The 21785-nt window shown below is 73.3% G+C and carries 24 protein-coding genes; 13 read left to right on the forward strand and 11 right to left on the reverse strand.

The window, feature by feature from the left end; translation table 11 throughout:
• Positions 1 to 147: 147 nt before the first annotated feature.
• Positions 148 to 1560, reverse strand: a complete 1413-nt coding sequence (locus tag ACIPW5_RS04970) for an NAD(P)/FAD-dependent oxidoreductase (RefSeq protein WP_401240460.1) — start codon at positions 1558 to 1560, stop codon at positions 148 to 150.
• Positions 1561 to 1865: 305 nt separating this feature from the next.
• Between ACIPW5_RS04970 and ACIPW5_RS04975 the strand changes: the two genes are divergently transcribed.
• The 4 genes from ACIPW5_RS04975 to ACIPW5_RS04990 all read left to right on the forward strand — a co-directional run bounded on the left by ACIPW5_RS04975 (position 1866) and on the right by ACIPW5_RS04990 (position 5817).
• Positions 1866 to 2450: a barstar family protein gene (locus ACIPW5_RS04975; protein WP_401240462.1), complete on the forward strand. Its 585-nt coding sequence runs from the start codon at positions 1866 to 1868 to the stop codon at positions 2448 to 2450.
• An 87-nt stretch (positions 2451 to 2537) separates the two neighbouring features.
• Positions 2538 to 3602 (forward strand): DUF4259 domain-containing protein, encoded by a 1065-nt coding sequence (locus tag ACIPW5_RS04980; protein WP_401240465.1) that lies wholly within the window; start codon positions 2538 to 2540, stop codon positions 3600 to 3602.
• 149 nt (positions 3603 to 3751) lie between these two features.
• Positions 3752 to 4579, forward strand: coding sequence for an oxidoreductase (locus ACIPW5_RS04985; protein WP_401240468.1), 828 nt, complete (start codon positions 3752 to 3754; stop codon positions 4577 to 4579).
• Positions 4580 to 4683: 104 nt separating this feature from the next.
• Positions 4684 to 5817, forward strand: a complete 1134-nt coding sequence (locus ACIPW5_RS04990) for a serine hydrolase domain-containing protein (protein WP_401240471.1) — start codon at positions 4684 to 4686, stop codon at positions 5815 to 5817.
• A gap of 13 nt (positions 5818 to 5830) precedes the next feature.
• Here ACIPW5_RS04990 and ACIPW5_RS04995 read toward each other — a convergent pair whose 3' ends face one another.
• On the reverse strand, positions 5831 to 6253 hold the full coding sequence (locus ACIPW5_RS04995) for an NUDIX hydrolase (protein ID WP_401240474.1): 423 nt from the start codon (positions 6251 to 6253) through the stop codon (positions 5831 to 5833).
• A 263-nt stretch (positions 6254 to 6516) separates the two neighbouring features.
• On the opposite strand from ACIPW5_RS04995, the gene ACIPW5_RS05000 reads away from it, so the two are divergent.
• The gene (locus tag ACIPW5_RS05000) at positions 6517 to 7434 is read left to right on the forward strand and encodes a tyrosine-protein phosphatase (protein ID WP_401240477.1); all 918 of its coding nucleotides are present in this window, start codon (positions 6517 to 6519) and stop codon (positions 7432 to 7434) included.
• Positions 7435 to 7516: 82 nt separating this feature from the next.
• Here ACIPW5_RS05000 and ACIPW5_RS05005 read toward each other — a convergent pair whose 3' ends face one another.
• Positions 7517 to 7837 (reverse strand): hypothetical protein, encoded by a 321-nt coding sequence (locus ACIPW5_RS05005; RefSeq protein WP_401240480.1) that lies wholly within the window; start codon positions 7835 to 7837, stop codon positions 7517 to 7519.
• A gap of 76 nt (positions 7838 to 7913) precedes the next feature.
• On the opposite strand from ACIPW5_RS05005, the gene ACIPW5_RS05010 reads away from it, so the two are divergent.
• The 3 genes from ACIPW5_RS05010 to ACIPW5_RS05020 all read left to right on the forward strand — a co-directional run bounded on the left by ACIPW5_RS05010 (position 7914) and on the right by ACIPW5_RS05020 (position 9262).
• Positions 7914 to 8453, forward strand: coding sequence for a GNAT family N-acetyltransferase (locus ACIPW5_RS05010; RefSeq protein ID WP_401240483.1), 540 nt, complete (start codon positions 7914 to 7916; stop codon positions 8451 to 8453).
• 88 nt (positions 8454 to 8541) lie between these two features.
• Positions 8542 to 8781, forward strand: coding sequence for a hypothetical protein (locus tag ACIPW5_RS05015; RefSeq protein ID WP_401240485.1), 240 nt, complete (start codon positions 8542 to 8544; stop codon positions 8779 to 8781).
• A gap of 55 nt (positions 8782 to 8836) precedes the next feature.
• Positions 8837 to 9262, forward strand: coding sequence for a hypothetical protein (locus ACIPW5_RS05020; protein WP_401240488.1), 426 nt, complete (start codon positions 8837 to 8839; stop codon positions 9260 to 9262).
• Positions 9263 to 9287: 25 nt separating this feature from the next.
• Here the strand turns inward: ACIPW5_RS05020 and ACIPW5_RS05025 are convergent, their stop codons facing one another.
• The gene (locus ACIPW5_RS05025) at positions 9288 to 9860 is read right to left on the reverse strand and encodes a DUF3995 domain-containing protein (RefSeq protein ID WP_401240490.1); all 573 of its coding nucleotides are present in this window, start codon (positions 9858 to 9860) and stop codon (positions 9288 to 9290) included.
• A gap of 168 nt (positions 9861 to 10028) precedes the next feature.
• Positions 10029 to 11234, reverse strand: coding sequence for an MFS transporter (locus ACIPW5_RS05030; RefSeq protein WP_401240492.1), 1206 nt, complete (start codon positions 11232 to 11234; stop codon positions 10029 to 10031).
• A 54-nt stretch (positions 11235 to 11288) separates the two neighbouring features.
• Between ACIPW5_RS05030 and ACIPW5_RS05035 the strand changes: the two genes are divergently transcribed.
• From ACIPW5_RS05035 to ACIPW5_RS05050, 4 genes are all read left to right on the forward strand, one after another.
• Complete coding sequence (locus ACIPW5_RS05035) at positions 11289 to 12032, forward strand: AraC family transcriptional regulator (protein ID WP_401240495.1); 744 nt, start codon at positions 11289 to 11291, stop codon at positions 12030 to 12032.
• A 106-nt stretch (positions 12033 to 12138) separates the two neighbouring features.
• Positions 12139 to 12507, forward strand: a complete 369-nt coding sequence (locus ACIPW5_RS05040; RefSeq protein ID WP_401240498.1) for a hypothetical protein — start codon at positions 12139 to 12141, stop codon at positions 12505 to 12507.
• Positions 12504 to 13163 (forward strand): nucleotidyl transferase AbiEii/AbiGii toxin family protein, encoded by a 660-nt coding sequence (locus tag ACIPW5_RS05045; RefSeq protein WP_401240500.1) that lies wholly within the window; start codon positions 12504 to 12506, stop codon positions 13161 to 13163. The genes ACIPW5_RS05040 and ACIPW5_RS05045 overlap by 4 nt, the downstream gene beginning before the upstream one ends.
• A gap of 217 nt (positions 13164 to 13380) precedes the next feature.
• On the forward strand, positions 13381 to 13965 hold the full coding sequence (locus tag ACIPW5_RS05050) for a class I SAM-dependent methyltransferase (protein WP_401240502.1): 585 nt from the start codon (positions 13381 to 13383) through the stop codon (positions 13963 to 13965).
• A 185-nt stretch (positions 13966 to 14150) separates the two neighbouring features.
• On the opposite strand, the gene ACIPW5_RS05055 is transcribed toward ACIPW5_RS05050, so the two are convergent.
• The 6 genes from ACIPW5_RS05055 to ACIPW5_RS05080 all read right to left on the reverse strand — a co-directional run bounded on the left by ACIPW5_RS05055 (position 14151) and on the right by ACIPW5_RS05080 (position 21058).
• Complete coding sequence (locus ACIPW5_RS05055) at positions 14151 to 14537, reverse strand: DUF6009 family protein (protein ID WP_401240505.1); 387 nt, start codon at positions 14535 to 14537, stop codon at positions 14151 to 14153.
• A 232-nt stretch (positions 14538 to 14769) separates the two neighbouring features.
• Entirely contained in the window at positions 14770 to 16362 is a 1593-nt protein-coding gene (locus ACIPW5_RS05060; RefSeq protein ID WP_401240509.1) for a phage/plasmid primase, P4 family, read from the reverse strand.
• Positions 16359 to 17402 carry a bifunctional DNA primase/polymerase gene (locus ACIPW5_RS05065; RefSeq protein WP_401241416.1) on the reverse strand — a complete coding sequence of 348 codons (1044 nt, stop codon included), beginning with the start codon at positions 17400 to 17402 and terminating at the stop codon, positions 16359 to 16361. Before ACIPW5_RS05065 ends, ACIPW5_RS05060 begins: the two co-directional genes overlap by 4 nt.
• Positions 17403 to 18573: 1171 nt before the next feature.
• Entirely contained in the window at positions 18574 to 18993 is a 420-nt protein-coding gene (locus ACIPW5_RS05070; protein ID WP_401240512.1) for a hypothetical protein, read from the reverse strand.
• Between the two features lie 63 nt (positions 18994 to 19056).
• Positions 19057 to 19767 (reverse strand): hypothetical protein, encoded by a 711-nt coding sequence (locus tag ACIPW5_RS05075; protein WP_401240514.1) that lies wholly within the window; start codon positions 19765 to 19767, stop codon positions 19057 to 19059.
• Between the two features lie 874 nt (positions 19768 to 20641).
• Positions 20642 to 21058 (reverse strand): hypothetical protein, encoded by a 417-nt coding sequence (locus ACIPW5_RS05080; RefSeq protein WP_401240517.1) that lies wholly within the window; start codon positions 21056 to 21058, stop codon positions 20642 to 20644.
• Between the two features lie 482 nt (positions 21059 to 21540).
• Here ACIPW5_RS05080 and ACIPW5_RS05085 point away from each other — a divergent pair, with 482 nt between their 5' ends.
• Positions 21541 to 21690 (forward strand): hypothetical protein, encoded by a 150-nt coding sequence (locus tag ACIPW5_RS05085; protein ID WP_401240519.1) that lies wholly within the window; start codon positions 21541 to 21543, stop codon positions 21688 to 21690.
• Positions 21691 to 21785 lie beyond the last annotated feature (95 nt).

A 21785-nucleotide genomic window follows, 5' to 3' on the forward strand; every position in this document is an offset into this window, starting at 1 on the left:
GGGGGGGGCCCCGGGGCGGGGGGGGGGGGGGGGCGGGCCCCCCCCCCGGGGGGGCCCCCCCCCCGCGGGGGGGGGGGGGGCCCCCCGGGGGGGGCCCCCCCCCCCGGCGGGCTTCCAGGCCCCCTTGAGACCTCCCCCGGCCCTCGCTCACTCCCCGGTGACGGCGGCGGCCTTCCGGTCGGCCTCGCTCAGCGGAGGCCCCTGCAGGTGCGGCTCCTTCGCGCCGAACAGCATGGGGAGCAGCATGTCCCGGGAGAACAGCCGGGTCGCGGGCTTCTCCAGGCTCATGACGTCCAGCAGGGCGCCGAGCGCCCGGGGGCTGCGGGCGGCGGTCTCGACGGCGCGGTCGACGAACCGGGTGAGGAACCGTTCGACGGCCTTGGGCGCGGTGTCGCCGGCGCCGGGGTACGAGGCGTCCTGGCCCACGGCCAGGTCCCACGCGCCGGAGACGGGCCGGGCGGCGGCGCGTTGTACGCGGCGGGCGGTGCCGGGGGCGGTGAGGCCGCCGGGGGCGGAGGCGAGTACGTCCCTGAGGGCGAGGGCGCACTGGGCGGCAACGGTGAGGCCGTGCCCGTACACGGGGTTGTAGCCGGCGACGGCGTCGCCGAGGACGACGAACCCGTCCGGCCAGTCCTTGGCCTTCTCGTAGTAGCGGCGGCGGTTGGCGGTGCTGCGCGTGGTCACCACCTCGCCCAGGGGCTCGGCGTCCTTGATGAGCTCGCCGATGACGGGGTCGCCGAGGTTCAGGGCGAAGCCGGTGAAGGCGTCGGCGTCCTTGGTGGGTTCGCCGCCGCGCGTGCCGGAGAGGGTGACGATCCAGCGGCCGTCCTCGACGGGGAGGATGATGCCGCCCTGGCCGGGGGCCTTGGCCGGGTTGGCCTGTACGTTGACCAGCGGGAAGCCCCCGGCAGTCGTCCCGGGGGCGCGGAAGGCGCGGGTGGCGTAGGCGACGCCCGCGTCGACCTGGCGCTCCGTCACGGGCGGCAGCCCGAGGTCCCGGAGCCAGGCCGGGGCCCGCGACCCGCGTCCGGAGGCGTCGACGACGAGGTCGGCGGCCAGGGTGCGCGTCGCGGTGCCGATCCGCGCACCGACGCCGGTGACGCGGCCCGCGCCGCCTTCGAGGCGCTCGGCGGCGGAGTCCTCGTGGACGGTGATGCGGGGGTCGCCCAGGACGCGCTCGCGCAGGACGTGGTCGAGGAGGTTGCGCGAGCACACGAGGTTGCGGTGGTGGGTGCCGCCGAAGCGGCGGAACCAGACCTCGTTCGGGGCCCGGGAGACCATGTCGCCCATGATGTGGACCAGCCTGCCGCCCCGGGCGACGACGCTGTCGACGAACCCGGGGAGGAGTTCCTCGAAGGCCCGGACGCCGCCGCTCCAGACGAGGTGCGCGTGGCGGGCCTGCGGCACCCCGCGCCGGTCCTCGGGGCCGGCGGGCAGCGTGTCGCGCTCGATGACCGTGACGTCGGCGAACTCGGCGAGCACGGAGGCGGCGAGCAGCCCGGCGGCGCCGGCGCCGATCACGAGGGCGGTGGGCCGGCCTGGGCTGGCTGTGTGTGGCATGCGTTGCTTCCTGTGATGCGGCCGGGCACACCGGTTCCCGTGCGTTCGACGGTTCCGCTGTGGAGGGGCCCGCGGTCCGGTTCGGCGCGGCGGGGCGGGCGGGGCGGTACGAGACGCCGATGGGTCCTGGGGAGGGAGGACCCCACCGACACGCTCCGGTGAGCAGCCGTTCGCGCGCGCCGAGTTACATGTAGGCACCATACGTGTCATGGCCAACTTTCAGGCCCGAAGCCCCCGCCATCTGGCTCAAAACGATCGCCGAGCACCGCCTCGAGGGCGTCGCACGCAGCGTGCGAGGATCTGCCATGGCCAACCCCACGCCCACCACCCCCACCCCCACCCTCACGGAACGCCGTTCACCGTGGGTCGTCTTCACCCGCGCCGACGACCCGTGGGTCACGGCCGAGACGGCCGCACTCCGGGCACGGGGCGGACGCGTCGTCCGGCTGGACGGCCGCGCCATGCCGGATCCCGCCTCGGTGTTCACCGCGTTCGACCGCGCCCTGTCCTTTCCCGGCTACTTCGGCCGGAACTGGCACGCCCTGGTGGACTGCCTGCACGACTGGCACGGCCACGGCGGCGACACCAAGGACGTCGCCGTCCTGATCGACGACGCCGACGCGCTGCTCGACGCCGGCTTCACGGGCATCTTCGTGTCCATGCTCTGCGAAGCCGCGTGGAAGGCGAACCTGAAGCTGGACGCCGACGGCATTCCGGACGACGACCCGCCGTTCACGCTCCACTTCGTCTTCCTCCTCGCCCACGTCCCGCCCACCGCCTTCGCCCCGTCCGTCGCCCGGGGCCCGGACGTCGAGGCGATCCTGCACGACGACCGCCTCGTCGCAACCCTCACCGACGACCACTGGCCCGAGCCCGCCCGAGAGGGCTGACCGGGCGCACTCGGCCGCGGCGGACCGGCGCGCCGCTGTCAGTGCCTCCTGGCAGGATCCCCGGGCACCCCCACCTCAAGGAGCTCCATGGGTACCTGGGACGTCGGCCCCTTCGACAGCGACGCCGCCGCGGACTTCTGCGGGGACCTCGACGAGGCCCCCGAGGCGGCGCGGCCCGGCCTCGTGCGGGACGCGCTCGTCCGCGTCCTCGACGCCGCCGACCCCCTCGACCAGGGCCTGGCGGTCCCCGCGGTGGCGGCAGCGGCACTCGTCGCCGCGCAGTGTCCCGGAGGGCGGCCCGTCACCAGCGCGTACGGGCCGGACCTGCCCGTCCCCGAACTGCCCGCCGACCTGCGGGACATCGCCGTACGCGCCCTGCACCGCGTCCGGGCCGAGCCGTCCGAGCTCCGCGCGCTCTGGGCCGACACCGACCGCTACCCACACTGGCTCCGCAGCCTCGACCTCCTCCTCAGGGTGCTGACCTTTCCCGCCCCGCAGCCGGTGGCCCGCTCCTGGGCCCGGATCGGCGGCTGGATGCGCCGGCACGCCCCCGTCTCGTACGCACTGCTCGCAGCCCCCGCCGAGCCCGCCGAAGTCGAGTCCGCACAGCAGGAGATGGGGGTCCGCTTCCCCGCCGACCTGCTGGCATCACTGGCCTGCCACGACGGGATCACCGAGTGGGCCAACCTGCTCCCCGGGCCGCCGCCCCTGTCCGTCGGCGGGATGCTCGCCCACTGGCGGATGTGCGTCGAGATCGCCGGTGACGACCCCGACCTGACGGAGCCCCACGGCGACGGCGAGGACGACGAACCCTGGTGGCACCCGCAGTGGATCCCCTGGGCGGAGAGCGACGGCGACTCCCAGGTCATCGACCTGCGCGAGGGACCCGGCCGGGGCCGCCTCGGCAGTGCCGCGCACGACGACACCGGCCGCTTCGACGACGGCTGGCCCTCCCTCGCCGTTTACCTGACCGCGGTCGCCGACGCGCTCGACCAGGGCGGAGAGGCGGACGGCATGACCCCCTACCTCACCCCGGAGGGGGAGTTGTGGTGGGCCTTCCCGGGCGAGACCGAGCTGAACGGCGACCCGCTCACCCCCGCCCGGCCGCTCCCGGGGCGGTCGACCGTGCCGCGGGCGGCGTGCTCCTCGTAGGTCCGCACCTCGTGCCGCATCACGTCCAGCCGCTCGCGGCGCAACTCCACGCGTGACCCCCGTCACAAAGCTGTTGACCTGGAGCGCACTCCAGCTCCTAGCGTCGGACCGTCAGCCAGTCGGACGAGACGATCGGAGTGCGGAAGAACATGGGTGTTTGGTTTGTCACCGGGGCGTCGCGCGGACTCGGCGCGGAGATCACCCGTGAGGCGCTGCGCCGGGGCCACAGCGTGATCGCGACGGCGAGGGACGCGTCGGCGCTGCTCGGGGCGTACCCGCAGAAGCCGGACGGGCTGCTGGCGGTGAGCGCGGACGTGACCGAGCCGGAGCAGCTGGCGGCCGCGGTCGAGGCCGGCCTCGCGGAGTTCGGCCGGATCGACGTCGTGGTCAACAACGCCGGGTACGGCCTCGTGGGCGCGATCGAGGAGACCTCCGACCGGGCCGCGCGGGACCTCTTCGACGTCAACGTCTTCGGCGTGCTCAACACGCTGCGGGCGACCCTGCCCACGCTGCGCGCCCAGCGGTCGGGGCACGTCCTGAACATCGGCTCCGTGGGCGGCTTCGCCACCGCTCCGGCGGTCGGCCTGTACGGCGCGTCGAAGTTCGCCCTGGAGGGCATCTCCGAGGCGCTGCACGGCGAGCTCGCGCCGCTCGGCATCCACGTCACGGTCGTCGAGCCGGGCGGCTTCCGCACCGACTTCCTCAGCGGCTCCAGCATCCGCGTGGAACCGGCGGCCATCGCCGACTACGCCGTCGGCGCGGGACCGGTGCGCGAGGCGCTGGCCGCGAACGACGGCCTCCAGCCGGGCGACCCGGCGAAGGCGGCCCGGGCGATCGTCGACGTCACCGGGGCCGCCGAGCCGCCGCTGCGCCTGCAGCTGGGCGCGGACGCGGTCGAACGCGTCGAGGCGAAGCTGGACCTGGTCCGGCGGGAACTCGACCGGTGGCGTGACACGGCCCTCTCCACGGCGATCTGAAGACCGCCCGGAGAGCCGCCCGCCGAGCCGCCCGGGGAATAGGGCCGCGGCCCGCCGGGTTCCGGGACGGCAAGATCGACAAGCGGTTCGGGAGGGGCGGGTCCATGGCAGTCCACGGCACGGTGGCCGACGGTTTCGAAGGGGTGCGGGAGGAGTTCGAGGCCTTCCTCGCGGCCGAGGAGCACGCGCCCGGCGCGCAGCTGGTGGTGCACCGCGCCGGCGAACGGGTGGTGGACCTGTGGTCGCAGGGCGTGGACGCCGGGTCCCTGCTCGGCGTCTTCTCCTCCACCAAGGGCGCGGCCTACCTGGTGACGGCGCTGCTGGTGCAGGACGGCCTGCTGGACCTGGACCGGACCGTCGCCTCGTACTGGCCCGACTTCGCCGCCGAGGGCAAGGGCGGGGTCACCCTGCGCGAGCTGCTGGCCCACCGGGCCGGAGTGATCGGCCTGGACGCCGGGTTCACCCGGGCGGAGCTGGCCGACGACCGGCTGATCGCGTCCCGGCTGGCGGGACAGCGCCCGTTCTGGCAGCCGGGGCGGTTCTTCGGCTACCACGCCCTCGTGATCGGCGCCCTGGTCGGGGAGGTGGTGCTCCGGGCCACCGGGCGCACGCTGCAGGACTGGTACGAGGAGCGGGTGCGCGCCCCGTACGGGCTGGACCTGTGGCTGGGCCTGCCGGAGTCCGAGGAGCCGCGCTTCCTGAGCACGCTGCCGGTGCTGCCGACGCCGGAGCAGGCGGCCGAGATCGCGGCGGGCGCCGCCAGCCCGTACGGCATGGGCGGGATCGCCTTCAACGAGCACGCGCCGGGCCACGTCCCGCTGTACGAGTTCCCCAACGCGCGTGCCGTGCGCGCGGGGGGCCAGGCGTCGGCGGGCGGGATCGGCTCGGCGCGCGGCCTGGCGGGCATGTACGCGGCCGCCGCCTTCGGCCTGGACGGGCGGGAGCCCCTGCTGAAGCCGGACACGGCCGCCGAGTTCGCCCGCATCCACTCCGAGGGCAAGGACCTCGTCGGCGGCTCGGCGAAGGCGTTCGGTCTCGGCTTCCAGAGCTACGGCCCCCAGTTCGCCGCCCTCGGCGCGGGCGCCTTCGGCCACAGCGGCGCCGCGGGTTCCCTCGCCCTCGCCGACCCCCGCCAGGGGTTCGCGTACGCCTACACGCGCCGCCGGTCCGCCTTCCCGGGCGGCGCCGCCCCGGAGAACGGGCGCCTCCTGTGGTCGGTGGTCCGCGCCCTCGGCTGACGGGCCCCGCCCCTCACCCCTCCCGGGGCGCGAGCATGCGCAGGGCGTCGGCCGCCGCCGGCGACAGCACGGACTCCCGCAGCTCCGCGAGGGGGATCCAGCGCGCCGCGTCGGTCGAACCATCGGCCTCGACCACCTCGGGCGCCCCGGCCTCCAGGTCGACGGCGTAGAACAGCGCGGTGAGGCTCCAGTTCACGCCGAGCCGGCGGGCCGCGTACGTCCGCGCGTCGAGCAGGCGGGCGGCGGCGAGTTCGAGCCCCGTCTCCTCCCGGAGCTCGCGGGCGAGGGCCTCCACGGGCTGCTCGCCCGGATCGATGCCGCCGCCCGGCAGGTGCCAGAGCCCCGGCGCGAAGACCGGTGACGCGTCCGACAGCCGGGCCAGCAGCAGCCGTTCCCCCTCCACCGCGACGGCGTACACCGACACACGCGTCCGCACACCGTCATCGACGACCACGCCCACGTCCCCCACCCCTCCCGCATCAACGACCCGGGGAATGAACTCTAGCCCCACCAAGATCAACATTCACAGGCGTTCACACGCGTTCACAGGCATTGACCCCAGACACTCCGAGACACCACGGCATGGATTGCCATGCCCAAGACGCCGAGGATTTGCCCGTCGATCACCCCGCCGACGTCTTCAGCTTTGAGGATCCACGCGCTACGTTCCCGCTCCCGCCGAAGGAAGGAACCCTCCGCGTGCGATCCGTTTCCCGCGCCCTCCGCGCCTCCGCCGTCGTCCTCGCCGTCGCCCTCGCCGCCCCGCTGGCTCCCGCCGCCGCCCACGCCGCGGCCGGGCCGGCGGCGTCCGCCGCCGGCACCACGGCGCCCGGCCGCGTCCTGACCGTCCCCGGACTGGTCAACGCCCGCGACATCGGCGGCTACCCCACCTACGACGGCAAGACCACCAAGTGGGGCACCGTCTACCGCACCGAGACCCTCTCCAAGCTGAACGCCGACGGGGTCAACGCCCTCGCCGCGCTCGGCCTCGGCAAGGTCGTCGACCTGCGCACCACCCCGGAGATACAGGCCGACGGCACCGACCGGCTCCCGGCCGGGGTGACCCCCGTGGCCCGTCCGGTCGACGACACCAGCCTCTTCGCCTTCATCGGCGGCGTGGTCCGCTCCAAGGACCCCGTCCACCAGCAGGCCCAGCTCGGCAACGGCGCCGCCGAAGCCCGGATGACCGCGCTGTACAAGGGCTTCGTCACCAACCCCGCCAACCGGGCCCAGCTCGGGGCCGCGATCAAGGACATCGCCGGCTCCACCAAGCCGATCGCCTTCCACTGCTCGGCGGGCAAGGACCGCACCGGGGTCCTCGCGGACACCGTCCTGCGCGCCGTCGGCGTCCCCGCCGCGACCTCGGAGCAGGACTACCTCCTGTCCAACAGCCTGCGGGCCGCCTCCGACAAGGCCCTGCGCGACCAGGTGAAGGCCGCCGGGTACATGCAGAACCCGGACCTGCTGATCCCGCTCCAGGAAGTCCGCCCCGCCTACCTCGCCGCGTTCCGCGACCAGGCCGTGGCCGACTACGGCAGCTTCGGGAGCTTCCTGACGAACGGCCTGGGCCTGTCGGCGTCGGACCTCCTCAAGCTCCGCTCCCGCACCGTCTCCTGACGGGCCGTCCCCGTCCCCGCCACCCGGCCGCGTGCCGGGGCGGGGACTCTGCCCTGGACGGCGAACGGGCGGAAGCACGTGGTCAACCGGACCACTCGGCGCTTGGGCCGAGGTCGCGTCCGTCCAGGACCTCGATGTCGGTGATCGTGGTCCGGGAGGGGTCGAGGCCCAGCCAGATGACGTCCGTGCCGTCGCGTTCGAGCTGGACCATCGAGGAGCCCGACGAACCGGGCGGCGCGGTCAGCAGGTTGGTGCAGGTCGCGGTACAGGTGCAAGGGCCGTGGTAGGGCAGGTCGGCGACCGCCTCCGCCAGGGGGTCACCCTCGGCACGCAGCAGGTGCGCGATCTCGTCGGCAAGTGCCGGGAACGCATCCGCCAGTCTTGTCCGCAGGCCGTCCGTCACCACGGCACCGTACACTCGGCGGGCTACGGAAAGCACCGGAGTTCCGCGGCCCTGCGGGACTGGCTACGCTGCGGGCATGGTCAGGGTCCGGGAGATGAACGAGGCCGACATCGACGCGGTCGCCGCGCTGCGGGTGCGGGGCTGGCGGGCCGCCTATGCCGGGCTCGTCCCGCAGGACCACCTGGACGGCATGTCCCCCGCGGCCGACGCCGAGCGGCGGCGCGCCGGCTTCGCCCCGTCCCGCGGGTCGGTCTGGGACCTGGTGGCCGTGGACGAGGGCGACGTGCCCGTCGGCTGGGTCTGCTTCGGCGCGTACCGGGGCGAGAGCGACGCCGCGGCGCCCGGTGAGGTGTACGCCCTGTACGTCGAGCCGGCGCTGGTGGGGCAGGGCGTCGGCCGCGTGCTGATGGACGCGGTGCACCGCCATCCCGAGGTACGGCGGTTCGCCACCCTCCAGTTGTGGGTCCTGCGCGACAACGTCCGGGCGCGGAGGTTCTACGCCGCCGCCGGTTACGCCGTCGACGGCGCGGTGCAGAGCGACCTGTACGGCGGGACGGCCGTGGAGGAGGTGCGCTACCGGCGCCCGACGGACCGTCAGACCGCTCCGGGAGACTGACGGTCCGCGGCGACTGCATCCTTCGGCCTACTGCGTTTTCGGCCCTCCGGAGGACGCTCGCACGGCATCGCCGCGAGAGGATTGGTCCGTGCGAACAACCATACGGATCAGCATCGGATACACAGTCGAGAGCATCGGCTACGTCGTCGGCGCCCAGGGGGTCGTCAGCTACGGCTCGCGGGCCTTCTTCGGCACGGAGTGGGGCTGGATCCACAAGATCGTCGACCTTCCGGCCACCGCCTACCTCGGCGTCGTCGCCCTCGGGCTGGCCCTCGTGGCCGTCGGGATGGGCACGCGCAAGGCGGCCGAGCGGCAGAGGGCCGCCTGAGCGGCGCGCGTGCCGTCGGCTAGCCTCGTCCCCTCCGGAACGGGGGGAGGCGGGAATGGAACAGGCGGTCTTCGAGTCCATCACGTACGCGGCAGAGTGCGGCGATTGCGGTGCGGAAGTCGAGTGGTGCGGTGTCCAGGTGCTGGACGACCGGTCCTTGCGCTGGGACACCGAGTTCGGCTGCACGGCCTGCGGGGCGGCGATGTTCGTGTGCAAGGGCGAACTGCCCGCCGAGCTGCGCGGCCGTCTGCTCGCCGAGCACGGGCCGGCCCTCCTGCGGGTGGACCCGTCGGCGCGGAACGCGGCGGTGATGCGCGTGCTGCGGGCGGAGCTCGGCATCGGTCTGGACGAGGTCCGGACCGTGCTGGGCGGGATCCGGGCGGGCAGCCACTCGGGCACGCTGCCCGAGATGGAGCTGCTGGCCCGCCGGCTGCGTGCGGCGGGCATCGACGCCGTCGCCGAACGGCCGCAGCGGTCCTGAGCCGCCCGGTGCGGGCCGCGCCGGATCACCCGGTCACGGCGGTGCGGTCCCCGCGCCCGCGCAACCTCTTCCAGGCGGCCAGGCCGAGCATCAGCCCCCACAGGACGAACAGCCCGTACCAGAAGAGGCCCCAGGCGGCCTGGGGGTGGGCGTCCTTGGCGGCGAAGGCGGGGGCGGAGACCACCCTGCCCGCGGCGAGCAGGCCCTGCATCGCGAAGTAGGTGAAGCCCCACAGGGTCATGCCGGCCGAGGCCGTCAGGGACAGGGCGCAGAGCGTCCGGCGCGGGAGGCGGAGTCCCCAGGGGTGGACCAGGGCGAGTGCCACGACGGCGCCGGCCACGGCCACGGCCCCCATCACCCAGTACCCGATGGCGGCCTCCCAGGTGCCGTGCGGCGCGGAGGCGAAGTCCCCGGGGAACGTCGCGCCGATCCCGGCACCCCACCAGAAGTGCGGCGCCGCGTAGGCGATCGCCGCCCCCGCCGCCACCCGGCCCGCCCAGGCGTGCCGCCAACCGCCGCTCCCCACCGCCGCCGTAGCCGCCGCCGTGGCCGTGGTCGTCGTCATGTCGTCCCCCGAGGTCTGCTTCTCGTCCGGCACGCCCACCGCGTCCCGCCCGGGAAAGACTCTGCCCGCACCGCCCCCGCGGCACATCGGCCACCGGGACCGGCCCGCCTCCCCCGCGCGGGGGAGGCACGACGCCCCGGAGGATCACGGCCGGCCGGGCGTCCCGGCCCTGCCTGCGCTCGTACCGCAGCCGGGCTCCCGTCAGCGGTCATCACCCGGGATCGCGGGCGCGGGCGCGGGCCCGGGTACGGGTGCGTCGGCTTGAGGCTCGGGGGCGGTGGGTTCGGGCAGGGCGCGGAAGAGGAGCCAGCTCAGGGCGGGCATGGCGATCAGGGGGGTGAGGGCCGTCTTCAGGGAGGTGGAGTCGGCCAGTTGTCCCAGCAGCGGGCTGACGAGTCCGCCGATGCTGACGGTGAGGCCGAGGGTGACGCCGCTGGCCGTACCGATACGGGAGGGCAGATAGTCCTGGCCCAGGGTGATCTGGAGGGAGAAGGGGACGTACAGGCCGACGGAGGTGAGGGCCACGAAGAGGAACACGGCCGGGCCGGGTGCGTAGATCACCCCGGTCACCGCGGCGACGGAGAGCAGGTAGGACCAGCGGGAGACGTGGACGCGGTCGTGGCGGTTGGCCAGGGACCCTCCCAGGACCGAGCCGACCGCGCCGCCCAGGAACAGCAGGAACAGGGCGATGGTGCCCGCGGTGGTGCTGCCCTGCATGCGCTGCTGGACGTAGAGGGAGATGAAGGTGCTCAGGCCGGTGAAGACGATGGAGCGGAAGACGACCGCCAGGGACAGCTTCACGAACGAGGGCACGTCATCGGCACCCCGCGGTGCCTCCGTCCTGGACGCGCCGGCCTCGGGCCGGGCGAGCATCCGGAGCACGGGCACGCACAGAGCGGCGCCGGCGAGCGCGGGCAGGACCAGGACGGGCGTCCAGCGCAGGGAGCCGTGTCCGATCACGGCCGACACCATGAGCGGGGCAAGGGCGAAGCCGATGTTGCCGCCCAGGGAGAACCAGGCCATCGCACTGTGACTGCCCTCGCCGGCCAGCCGGGCCACGCGGGCCGACTCCGGGTGGTAGGCGGCCACCCCGATGCCGGAGACCGCGACGAAGCACAGGGTGAGCCCGTAGGAGCCGCTCAGGCCGCTGAGCGCGATGCCCACTCCGCCCAGCAGGGTGCTGACCGGCAGCAGCCACGGCATCGCCCACCGGTCGGTGAGCGCCCCGAACGCCGGCTGGGCCACCGACGACAGCAGCGACGCGGCCAGCACGATGCCGGAGGCGACCGCGTAGGTGTAGTCCCGTTCGGCCACGAAGAACGGGATCAGCGCCGCGACGGCGCCCTGGTAGATGTCGACGCAGGCGTGTCCCACGGCCAGCAGGGAGATCGATGTATTCCTTCGCACCCACCCAGGCTGGGAGAAGCACACGGTGTCGCGCTTTCGGTAGATTGACAGGTGATGCAGGAAGTCCGCCACGAATCCGTTGCACCGACCCGGACCCAGCGCCTGGCCTCCGGCGGCGAGATCGATGCGCACCGCCATGACGACCACCAGATCGTCTACGCCGGCCGGGGCGCCATCGCGGTGACCACCGACGCCGGTTCCTGGGTTGCCCCCGCCACCCGCGCGCTCTGGATCCCCGCCGGCACCGTCCACCGGCATCAGGCACACGGCGAACTCGACCTCCACCTCGTCGGCCTGCCCGCCACCGACAACCCCCTCGGCCTGGACAAGCCCGCCGTCCTCGCCGTCAGCCCCCTGCTGCGCGAACTCATCGTCGCGTACACCCGCGACCCCGCCGACGACGGCCCACCCCACCTGCGCCTGCGCGCGGTCATGCTCGACCGGCTCGCGCTCTCCCCCGAACAGCCGCTGCACCTGCCGGTCCCCACCGACCCCCTGCTCCGCGAACTGCACGGCATCCTGCGCGCCGACGCGGCCGACAACCGCTCACTCGACGATCTCGGGCGCCAGATCGGCGCCAGCGCCCGCACCCTCTCCCGCCGCCTCCGCGCCGACCTCGGCCTCACCTACCTCCAGTGGCGCACTCAGATCAGGCTCCACCACGCGCTGATCCTCCTGGCGGACGACGTCCCCGTCACCGCGGTCGCCCACCGCTGCGGCTGGTCTTCCGCCAGCACCTTCATCGACGTCTTCCGCCGCACCTTCGGCCACACACCCGGTGCCCGCCACACCACATGACACGTGGGTGATGCCCCGCTCGTCGCACCATCCCGCCCGCCCGCCGGTGGGCGGGATGACGCGTCTGCGGTACCGGGGGCGGGCGGGACGCGGGATAATCGAGGGCATGGTCACGCCGTACTCCCCCACCCCCGGCCCGTCGGCGGCCGAGGTGCTGCGCGCCCGGTACGCGGGCAGGCTGCCCGCCGCCCTCGACGAGCTCGCCGGGCCCGAGCACGGAGTGGTCGAGCTGCCGCTGCACGTCGCCTGGTCCGGGCTGCGCTCCTACGACCTGGACCGGCCGCGGCTGCGGATGGGCCTGTACCGGACGGTCCTGGCCGAGGGGCAGCACGAGGACCTGGTCAAGCTCCTCAACCGCGATCTGCTCACCGCCCAGTGGCCGGTCCTGCGCACGCTGGTCAGCCGGCACGTCCGGCAGGTCTGGGAGGACTCCTTCCCCGAGCTGGCCCCGGCGGCCGGGCCCGCGGCCGCGTGAGGCTCAGCGGTCTGCACCGCCGGCTCCTGGACGCCGTGATCGACATCGGCTCCCCGTACCCGCTGGTCCTCGCCGGCGGGTACGCGGTCCAGGCCCACGGCCTGGTCGAACGGGTCAGCCAGGACCTCGACGTCGCCACGGAGAACCCCGCCCCCATGGCCGACATCGCGGCCGGGCTGGAGCGCGGGCTGGCCGCCCGGGGCTGGCGCGTGGAGGTCATCGGGGTGGACCCGCTCACCGCCCGCCTGGTGGTCACCGATCCCGCCACCGGCGAGCGCTGCGCGGTCGACGTCCTCAAGGAGCACTTCTGGACCCCGCCGGCCCGGACGGCGTACGGGCCCGTGCTCGCCCTCGACTCGGTCATCGGCACCAAGGTCCGGGCCCTGGCCGACCGCGGCACCGCACGCGATCTCGTCGACGTCCACGCGGCCTCCCGGCACCGCACCCGCGGTGAACTCGAACGGCTCGGCGAACGCCACGGCCGCGACGAGTTCCGCCTCGCGGACCTCCGCGACCGGCTCGCCGGCGCGGAGTGGACCGACGACGAGGAGTTCGCCGCCTACGGGCTCACCGCCCCCGAGACGGACGCCCTGCGCGCCTGGGCCCTGGAGTGGGCCACCGACCTGGACCAGCGCCTCCACGACGACGACGCCTGAAACCGGCCCCTTCGCATTGCTCCGGTCCGGTGGACACGCGGGGACCCGCACCCCGCCGGGGAACGCGCGGCGGGCGGCCGTGGTCGGCTGGCTCCGTACTCCGCCGCCGTACTCCGTACTCCGCACTCCGCCGCCGTACTTGCGCCCGCCCGCCGGAGGACGCAACGATCGGCGCGGACGTCCGCGCAGCCCCGACCCGTCCCCGCCGAGGAGCCCGGTGACCACCACCGCACCCGCCGCCTACTGGGAACCGCTATGGGCGGACGGCCGCCGCTACCGGGCCTTGGAGGGGGCGGAGGCGGACTTCCTGACGGAATGCCTCGGTCCCGGCCGGGGGCGCCCCGCCCTCGACATCGGGTGCGGGGACGGCGGGCCGGCCCGCCACCTCCACCACCGGCTCGGCTACCGCGTCACCGGCATCGACTGCGCCCCCAGTGCCCTCGCCGCGGCCCGCCGCGCCGACCCGGGTGCGGGGCAGGGGCCGGGGCCCGCGTGGTTGCTGATGGACTTCGGCGCCGACGACCTCGGGAGGCTGCCGGAGCCCGCGTACGCGGCCGTGACCTGTCGTCTGGTCTACCGGTGGGTGGACGACAAGCGCGCCTTCCTCGACCGCGTACGCCGCGTCCTGGCGCCCGGCGGCGTCTTCTGGGTCGTCGCCGAGCTCGCGGGCCGCCGGGAGCCGGGAGACCCGCTCGCGGACCTCGCGATCACCACCGCCGAGGAGGAGGCGCTCACCGCGGGCTGGTCCTCCGTACGGACCGCCGACGTGGACGTGCTCCGCTGCTACGCCCTGCGGCCCTGACCGGCGCCGCCCCCGTGCCGGAATCCGCGGCCCGCCCTTCGATCCCTCCCGGCCCCTCCGAGTCCCTGCCGGTCCCTGATGGTCCGTGCAGGTCAGAGCGGTGGCAGGAGCCGGCAAGGGACTGAAGGGACCGAGTTTTCGAAGTCCGTACGTACAGCCGTGCGGCCGATCCGGCCCGGCCCGCGTCAGGCGACGGTGCGCGCCGTGGTGCCCGCGGCCCCGCGCTGGGAGCGCTCCGTCTTCATGCCGACGTGCCGCGGCTCGACCGTGCGGGGGTCCACCGCCTCGCCGGGGGCCCCGGCCCGGTACAGGCCGTCCGGTTCGGCGTCGCGGTCGTGCGGCAGCAGGTAGAACACCCGGCGCTTCTGGAGCCCGCTGTCGGGGTCGGCCTCCGCGCTGTCGCAGAGTTCGGCGAAGCCGACCATGCGGCCGTCGCGGTAGTAGCGGGGCTTGCCGCGCCTGCGCGGGGTCTTGTCGAGGGCCTGGCGTACGTAGTCGAGCTGTGCGGGGTCTTCCAGCCACACCACCTTGTCCTCGTGGGTGAGATCGCTTGCTTGAAGTAGCGAGCTCATGGCCTTGGTCCCTTCTCGGTCTGACGTACCTGTTGCCGACGTACCCGTCGCGCGCTCCCGGCCGGCCGCACCGTCCCGGTGTCCCGGGCGGCGTCCTGTGGCCGGATCGTTCGTTGCGTGTCCATGGTAGGTGGCCGGATGCGGTGGCGGACAGTAGGCCCGGGCGGTTCACCCCCGGGCTGCCCCGTTCGCCGGGCGCCCGCGGCCACGGCCGCGTCCGCCCCGTACCGGATCATCCTGCCTCGTCTGCGAGCAGCGCGAGGCCGGGATAGAACTTCTGACCGTTGGAGCGGAGCATTTCACCGGGCGAGGAGATGCCGACCTCGGCACGGATCCGGGTGGCGAAGGCACGGGTGGTGGCGGGGCGCAGGCCCTCACCCTCCTGGCACCAGGTGCTGTACGCGCGGTACAGGGCGCCCTGCTCCACCTTGAAGTCGCGCGGCTCCTCGGCGCCGTCCCCGGTGGTGCAGCACTCGGCGAGGAAGCGGCCGATGTGGTCCTCGGTGGTGGCGTAGGCCTGGGTGGCGGTCCGCACGACGGTGGGGCCGGTGAGGGAGGGCTTGGTCCGGAGGTAGGCCATGGCGCCCTGGATCATCCAGTGGAGGATGCCGGCGCCCTCGTGGTTGACGAGTTCCTCCGCCAGGTTGTCGATCTTCCGGTGGTCGGGGACGACCTTGTCGAACGGGATCAGCCGGATCCGGCGCCAGAACGCGTGTCCGCCGGTGCCGACTTCGGGCCTGTGGTTGCCGAGCAGCCACAGCTTGTGGGTGGGCTCGAAGCTGAAGTAGTCCTGGCGCATGCGGCGGGCCTTGAGGCGGTCGCCGCCGGTGAGGAGCTTGACGCGGGCCTCGTCGAACTTGTCGTGCGGCTTGAGTTCGCTGCACACGAACAGGCGACGGCCGTGGAGTTCGGTGAGCTCGGTCGAGTGCTCGTTGAACTTGCCGCGTTCCATCAGGAAGCCGGGCGGCGCGACGTCCGCGTAGTCGCCGAGGATCTTGATGACGATGTCCATCAGGGCCGACTTGCCGTTGGCGCCGATGCCGTAGAGGAACGGCAGGACCTGGCCGCCGACGTCGCCGGTGATGGAGTAGCCCAGCAGGAGATGGACGAACGTGATCATCTCCTTGCCCTTGTCGTCGTCGCCGAAGGTCTCCGTCAGGAACCGGGCGAAGCGGGGCGTGGGGCTGGCCTCGGGCGCGAGGTAGGTGGCGCGCGAGTGCAGGTCCCGCCGCGGGTCGGGCTTGCGGAGCTCGCCGGTGCGCAGGTCGACGACGCCCGCGGGGGTGCACAGGGCGTACTTGTCGCCGTCGAGGGTGTCGGGGTCCAGGGCCAGCTCCGGGGAGGCCTTGGCCTGGGACAGCATGGCCTTGACCCCGGAGGTCGACATGGCGCGCTTGCGGTGCTGGACGAGCTCGCGGTCGGTGAAGTGGCCGCGCGGGTCGTGCAGCGGCATCTCCTCGGCCATGTCGCCGGCGGCCCAGATCGCCGCCTTCTCGCCGCCGGTGCGCTTCCACCGGTACTCGTCCCACACGTACCAGCCGAGGCCCTCGACGTGGCGGAAGCGGTGGTTGTGGAGGTGGGCGAAGAGCTTGGCGTTGCCGCGGTCGGTGAGGTTGACGAGCAGGCCGGCCTGTACGAAGTCGTCGGCGCGGGCCGACGTGGACGCGGGCGTGGAGACCTGCTGGGCGGGCAACTGGGCGCTCTCGGCGGCCCCTGCCCCGGTCCCCGGCGCCGTCCCGGCTGTCCCGGCCGTCTCCGCGGCGAAGACCGCGAGCTGCTCCGCGGCGGCGTGCGCGTCGAAGCCGGTGCTTCCTGCGCTGCTCATGGACGTCCCTTGGGGTGGATGGGGCGGTGGCTGCCGGCGCGGAGCGCGGAGTCGATGACGAGTTGGCTGCGGCGCGACCGGTCCGGGCGGGCCGCGTCCGCGGCTTCGGTGAGGAGGCCGGCGCATTCGGGCAGCGTGATGTGGCCCGCGGCCGCGAGGCCGCCGGCGGTGAAGGCCGCCCGGTTGAGCTTCTCGCTGAAGGCGGTGCCCGAGGGTGCGTGGGCGCAGTCCCGGACCTCGGCGAGGAGGGGGCCGAGGATGCGGTGGGCGTCGTCGCGGCCGGTCTCCCGTACCGCCGCTGCCGCGGGTGCGGTCCGGGGCCGCGCGGCACGCTCCGGTTCCGGCTCCTGCCGGGGGGCCGGGTGGTGCCCGGTGCGGGCGAGTTCGGCGCCCAGCCACAGCGGCAGGGGCGCGGGGACGCGGGCGCCGGGCAGGGCTTCGTAGGCGCCCTGGGCGGTACGCGTACCGGGCGCGACGATGTAGCCGCCGGTGGCCCGGACGTCGACCTGCCAGGCCAGGGCCGTGCGGCTGCCGGTGCCGGTGGAGGACCGGACGGCGGGGCCGCCCAGGGGGGCGCGGTACCAGATGTGCAGGCCGCCGCTGGGGGTGCGCACGCGCAGGGTGCCGCTGTCCCGGGCGGGGTCGGGTCTGCGGCGGACTGCGGCGAGGAGGGCGAGGGTGTCGTAGCCGGAGCCCAGTCCGGTCAGGTCGACCCGCTCGTCGATGACGATGCCGGGCAGCAGGCGCCCGCGGTCCGGCAGCGCGGCCGGGTGCGTGTCCACGTCGATGACGACGAGGCGGGCCGGGCCGCAGGAGACGCCGACGCCGAACCGGGGCTCCTGGCGCCACCAGTCCCTGATGACGGCCTCGTCCGTGGTCGCGGCGTGGAAACCGTGGCACCACCGTCCCCGCGCCGTGCAGGGGCAGGCGGAGGGGGCGTGGTGCTGCTCCCGGCAGCCGGCACAGTTCCCCGCGGGTGTCTTGGTCCCTGGGGCGAGGGGGTGGACGGGCATGCCCTTGGCCGCCAGCCACAGCGCCACGTCGAGACCGCGCCCCGCGCCGACGGCTGCTGCCGCTGGTGGCGGCGTTGCGCTGTGGGCTGGCACGTGTGTCTTCCTTGGCGGTGCGGCTGGGCTTGGTTCGACTGTGTGAGCTGGTCGGGGCGTTGGCCCCGGTCCCGGCAGGGACTGAAGGGACCAAACTTTCACAATGCCGGAGCCTAGCGCAGCGACACGCCGAAGCAGCGCAGGCTGCTGCGACTGTTTTGATTTTTCAGTCCCTTGAGTCCCTCTGGACGGAGGCTGGTCTCCGGAGGCCGGCCACTGCCCCGCGTGGCGGATTGCCTGGTATGCCCCGGTATCACCGAATCTGTAGCCAGGGACCGAAGCGCCGCGCCTCTCCTCGGGCCCCCTCCCCCTCGTCCCCACACCCCCGGGAACAGGGGCGGAAGGCCCGTCAGTCCCTGTTCGGTCCCTGCCCCTTCGGTCACTGACAAACCTGCAGGTCAGCGGCCTCACCCTGATCTCGACAGGGACTGAACAGGGACCGGAGGGACTCAGTTTTCCAGTTATGACGTGAATATGAACCTGTACTGCTTACGCCCGCGCATACACACACGCACGTAAAGGCTGGAAGAGTGAATTCTCAGTCCCTTCAGTCCCTGCGGTTTTGGCTGTATGGCCTCTGACCTGCGAAAACGTTCAGGGACTGAGGGACCGAGGGACTCAGGGACCGAAAGCAGGGTCCGAGGGGCGTGTCAGAGACCCTGCGTCGGGAGCCGATTGACGGCACAGCGGCTTCAGTCCCTGGGCGACGGCGGAGGGACCGAAGCGGGGCGGGCAGGTTGGGCAACGCCGGCCCGGAGGGACCGAAAGGACGCAGGAACCGGGCCGGCCGGAATGTCAGGTCTGCGCTGGCCCGGCGCAGAGATCGGCGCGCATGGCCTCCCGCAGCACAGCGAGCGCGGCCTCGTCCTCGGCAGGGACTCCGCTCGCCGCGAGGTCCCGTACGTCACGGAGGCGGGGGAAGGCGGAACAGACGGAAAGCGGCCAACCGGACGCTGACACCGCTCCGCCGCCCTTCCCGGTTCGGCTGCCCAAGGCGGGGCGCGGCGGATATAGTGGGGGCACAAGTTACTCAGGCGCGAGGGGCCCTCCACATGGTGGAGGGCCCCTCGTCTGGTTCCCGGTCCCTCCCGGCCCGCGCGGCGGCTCAGGCGACCTGGAGCTTCGGGCGGCCCGTCGTCGGGGTGGGGGGCGCCTGGTGGTACGTCGGCAGCTTCAGGTTGGGCAGGTCCCCCGACTGGATCCGTACGAGGGCCGCACGGAACGCCGCCTCCATGCTCTCGGGGCTCTCGTACTTCGCCGCCAGCGGGTGCAGCCGGTAGGAGTTGCCGTTGCGCCCCTCGCTGCGCGGCCTCAGCACGATGTTCAGCTCGCACAACGGAGCCATGAGCCCGCTGACGGCCTGCGGCGTCACCCCGTACTCGGCCGCCATGTCCTTCTGCCGGACCGTCAGCGCTCCCCCGAAGTCGCTGCGGGAGACGAGGTACTGGAGGAACTTGACGGCGGACCCTGACAACGGCAGGGCCCAGATGCGCTCCGCGACGATCGGAGACATGACGTTAGCCATGGGAGAGCCTTCCTCGTGAGCGGTGGCGGTGGTCCGTGGTGGAGGACGGGCCTGGCGGCGCTATCACCCGGTACGTTTCCTTCCTCGGTATTCGGCTGCTGCCCCGAAGTCGAGGTCGAGTTCCTCCTGATGGGCACCTTGCGGGCCCACAGCGTAGGGGAAGGCCTCGACGTCGTGCTCGTGCCGGCCGGCGATCTCGGCGAGCACGTCGTGCTGGGCGGTGCTGTTGCCGTGGAACCACAGGCGCACGTTGAGCTGGATCCGGCCCCGGCCGGCCTTCTCCACCCAGTTGTAGCCGCACAGCGCCTGCACGGCGCGGTTGACCGTGGAACGCGTGATCATCTTGCCGCCCTTCTGCGCGGCGATCCTGTTCAGCCCATCGGTGATCTCCTGCTGCGTGTACGGGGTGACGCCGGTCCCCGGCACCTGCCCGCCGGCCACGAAGAGGAAGACGCAGAGCTGGGACTTGGTGATGCTGTTGGCGACGGCCAGCTGTGCCAGCAGCTGCGTGAACCAGTTGCTGGCCAGGCTGTATCCGGAGCCCCCGGCCATGTCGTGGACGGCCTTCGGATCGGCCGCGTACTCGAAGTGCACGCCCTTGAGCCGGCGGCGGCCTCCGGGATCGGCCGTCGCGGCGACCTCGGCGACCTTCTCCCCGAGCTGCTGGCCCAGGACCGCCAGGATGTCCCCGTACTCGGCTTCGCTCCCCCCGGAGGTGGATGCGGGTACTGCCCGGGGCCCGCGCCGGCGACGGGCGGGCGGATCAGATGTCACAGGACCTCCTCGTTACTCAGGCGGTCCGAGAGTATCCAGAAAATCAACGTGTGCTTGTCTTTTGACGCGGCGACGCGCCGGAGCGGACCCGTGGGCCCCGCGATGTTCGAACGCGGCACCAAAACTCCACGGTGGCTGGAGTTTTCGGGCCGCAGGGCACCGGAAGTCCACGCCTGCTTGATTTGGGTTGCCGCAATGACGGCACGTACGTGCAGTAGCCACACATCCCGGTGGACGCCCTCGCCTCGTCGGCCCAACGCGCTGACCTGCACTTCGGGCAGAGCGATGAGCACCCGTCAAAACACAACCCCTGCTTGATTTTCTCGCCGAATGTGCCCGCCAGGTACACACTCAGCGCCCTCGAATGTGCCCTGGGGAGCACATAGCCCTGCACAAAACCCCAGGTCAGAGCCCTGAGAACGGCGCCGCCTCTTACTAAAGAGCGAAACCTGACCGCCGCCCCGGCACATGGCTGCCTGCACTCGCAGGGAGTGCCCCTCTCAGGTGACACTCCCCTTCCCTCCCTTTTCATTGCTCAGCCGACGCACCGTCACCACCCGGCTCCTGCAGCCGACGCACGGTACCCCGCCTCCCCCACCTCGGCCACGTCCGGCATCGGCCCCCGGTCTGCCAGGCCCTTGTGCCCAGTGAGGGCGCCCAGCGCCCGAGGGGTGCACCGGCGACCGTCAGGGAGCCGGGGCAGGGCGCGAGGGTGAGCGGGTCCAGGGCGCCGAAGCGCCTGGCGAGGGGGTCTGGGGGGCGAGGAGCCCCCCATGCCACGGCCGGTCCAGCGCGGCCAGGCGCTGGCGGGGTCCAGGGGCAGGGCCCCTGGGACCGACGACCCGCGGCCGACGATGGACAAGAGCCCGGTTGTTCAGCGCAGGCGTGAAAGCCGCAACAGCGCCTCGCCCCGAACGTCCGGGTCCGTGTCCGCTGCCAGCGTTCGGAGTTGTGCGGTCAGCTCGCTGCCGCCCTCTCCTGTCGCCCAGCGCGGGTCACCGTCGAGTTCAGCCGCGAGCTGGTCCGCCGTGCCCTCGTCGGATGCCACCGCACGGGCCGCGAGTACGGCACGCAGGCCGGCCAGATCCCTTCGGGCCAGCAGTGCCGCCGCAGTGTCAGCGGTCACTCCGGTGTCGTCACCGTCCAGGAGGAGACGGTGCAGGACATGGGCAACGCCTTCGAGTCGGGTTGCCGTAGCCAGTCGTCGCCCTGCCGCCGCCCTGACCGCCCACATGGGTGAGTCCGCTTCCGCGATCGAGCTGACAAAACGTTCGTCCACGACATCGTCCACAACAGCAGGATCATCCCGGCCGACTGCGTCGGTCAAGCTCCGTCGGGACGAGGAGGTGATGCTCGATCTCAGCGAGAACGGTCCGCCGTCACCGCGCCAGGACGCAATGCCGCGACACGCCCCGTTTTCCGGCGCAACGGACAAAAATCGGCCGACAGAACGGCCCCTCTGGCGGCCGATCTCCACTCCCCCGGTGTCCGGCGACCTTCCCGACGGCCAGAGGCTGTCAGAAGGGCGCACAGGGCTTTTTGGTGGAGGGTGATGCCCCCTCAAGGCCCTTCTGAGTCACCTCGACGGAGCAGTCGGGCACCGGATGGGCGCATCGGCGGCCTACCCCCCTGGGCGCGGTCCGGCGGGGTGTCAGGAACTGTCACTCCGATGTCGGCGGCGCGCCGCGGAGGCTGTCGGCGCGGTGTCGGTCCGGTCGGGGACCTTGGGGAGGTCCTTCCCACCCGCTGCCCGTCCGGCTTCGAGGAGCGCACGTGCCGGTCGCCATCCGACCCGGAAGCACCGTCATGTTCGCCGAGCTCGCTGCGACCACCGGCCCGGAGCACTGGGCCGCGGACGGCGTCCACCCGACACCGGCCGGCCACGAGGCGCTCGCGACGGCCTGGCTGCGCCTGGTCGCATGACGGTTCGGCCAAGGTAACCGGTGATCTTTGGCTGCAATCCGCCCTATACCAGGGCAACATATTTCGGTGTGTCTCTTCGCCTTCCCGCCGGAAGG

Source organism: Streptomyces sp. NPDC090077 (genome assembly GCF_044747545.1).
GTDB lineage: Bacteria > Actinomycetota > Actinomycetes > Streptomycetales > Streptomycetaceae > Streptomyces.

Bases quoted from the DNA above. Each gene is read 5' to 3' on its own strand.
- ACIPW5_RS05040 (WP_401240498.1), top strand. From the start codon at position 12,139: ATGGTCACGCCGTACTCCCCCACCCCCGGCCCGTCGGCGGCCGAGGTG.
- ACIPW5_RS04980 (WP_401240465.1), top strand. From the start codon at position 2,538: ATGGGTACCTGGGACGTCGGCCCCTTCGACAGCGACGCCGCCGCGGAC.
- ACIPW5_RS04975 (WP_401240462.1), top strand. From the start codon at position 1,866: ATGGCCAACCCCACGCCCACCACCCCCACCCCCACCCTCACGGAACGC.
- ACIPW5_RS05055 (WP_401240505.1), bottom strand. From the start codon at position 14,537: ATGAGCTCGCTACTTCAAGCAAGCGATCTCACCCACGAGGACAAGGTG.
- ACIPW5_RS05035 (WP_401240495.1), top strand. From the start codon at position 11,289: ATGCAGGAAGTCCGCCACGAATCCGTTGCACCGACCCGGACCCAGCGC.
- ACIPW5_RS05060 (WP_401240509.1), bottom strand. From the start codon at position 16,362: ATGAGCAGCGCAGGAAGCACCGGCTTCGACGCGCACGCCGCCGCGGAG.
- ACIPW5_RS04970 (WP_401240460.1), bottom strand. From the start codon at position 1,560: ATGCCACACACAGCCAGCCCAGGCCGGCCCACCGCCCTCGTGATCGGC.
- ACIPW5_RS04990 (WP_401240471.1), top strand. From the start codon at position 4,684: ATGGCAGTCCACGGCACGGTGGCCGACGGTTTCGAAGGGGTGCGGGAG.
- ACIPW5_RS05070 (WP_401240512.1), bottom strand. From the start codon at position 18,993: ATGGCTAACGTCATGTCTCCGATCGTCGCGGAGCGCATCTGGGCCCTG.
- ACIPW5_RS05020 (WP_401240488.1), top strand. From the start codon at position 8,837: ATGGAACAGGCGGTCTTCGAGTCCATCACGTACGCGGCAGAGTGCGGC.
- ACIPW5_RS04985 (WP_401240468.1), top strand. From the start codon at position 3,752: ATGGGTGTTTGGTTTGTCACCGGGGCGTCGCGCGGACTCGGCGCGGAG.
- ACIPW5_RS05010 (WP_401240483.1), top strand. From the start codon at position 7,914: ATGGTCAGGGTCCGGGAGATGAACGAGGCCGACATCGACGCGGTCGCC.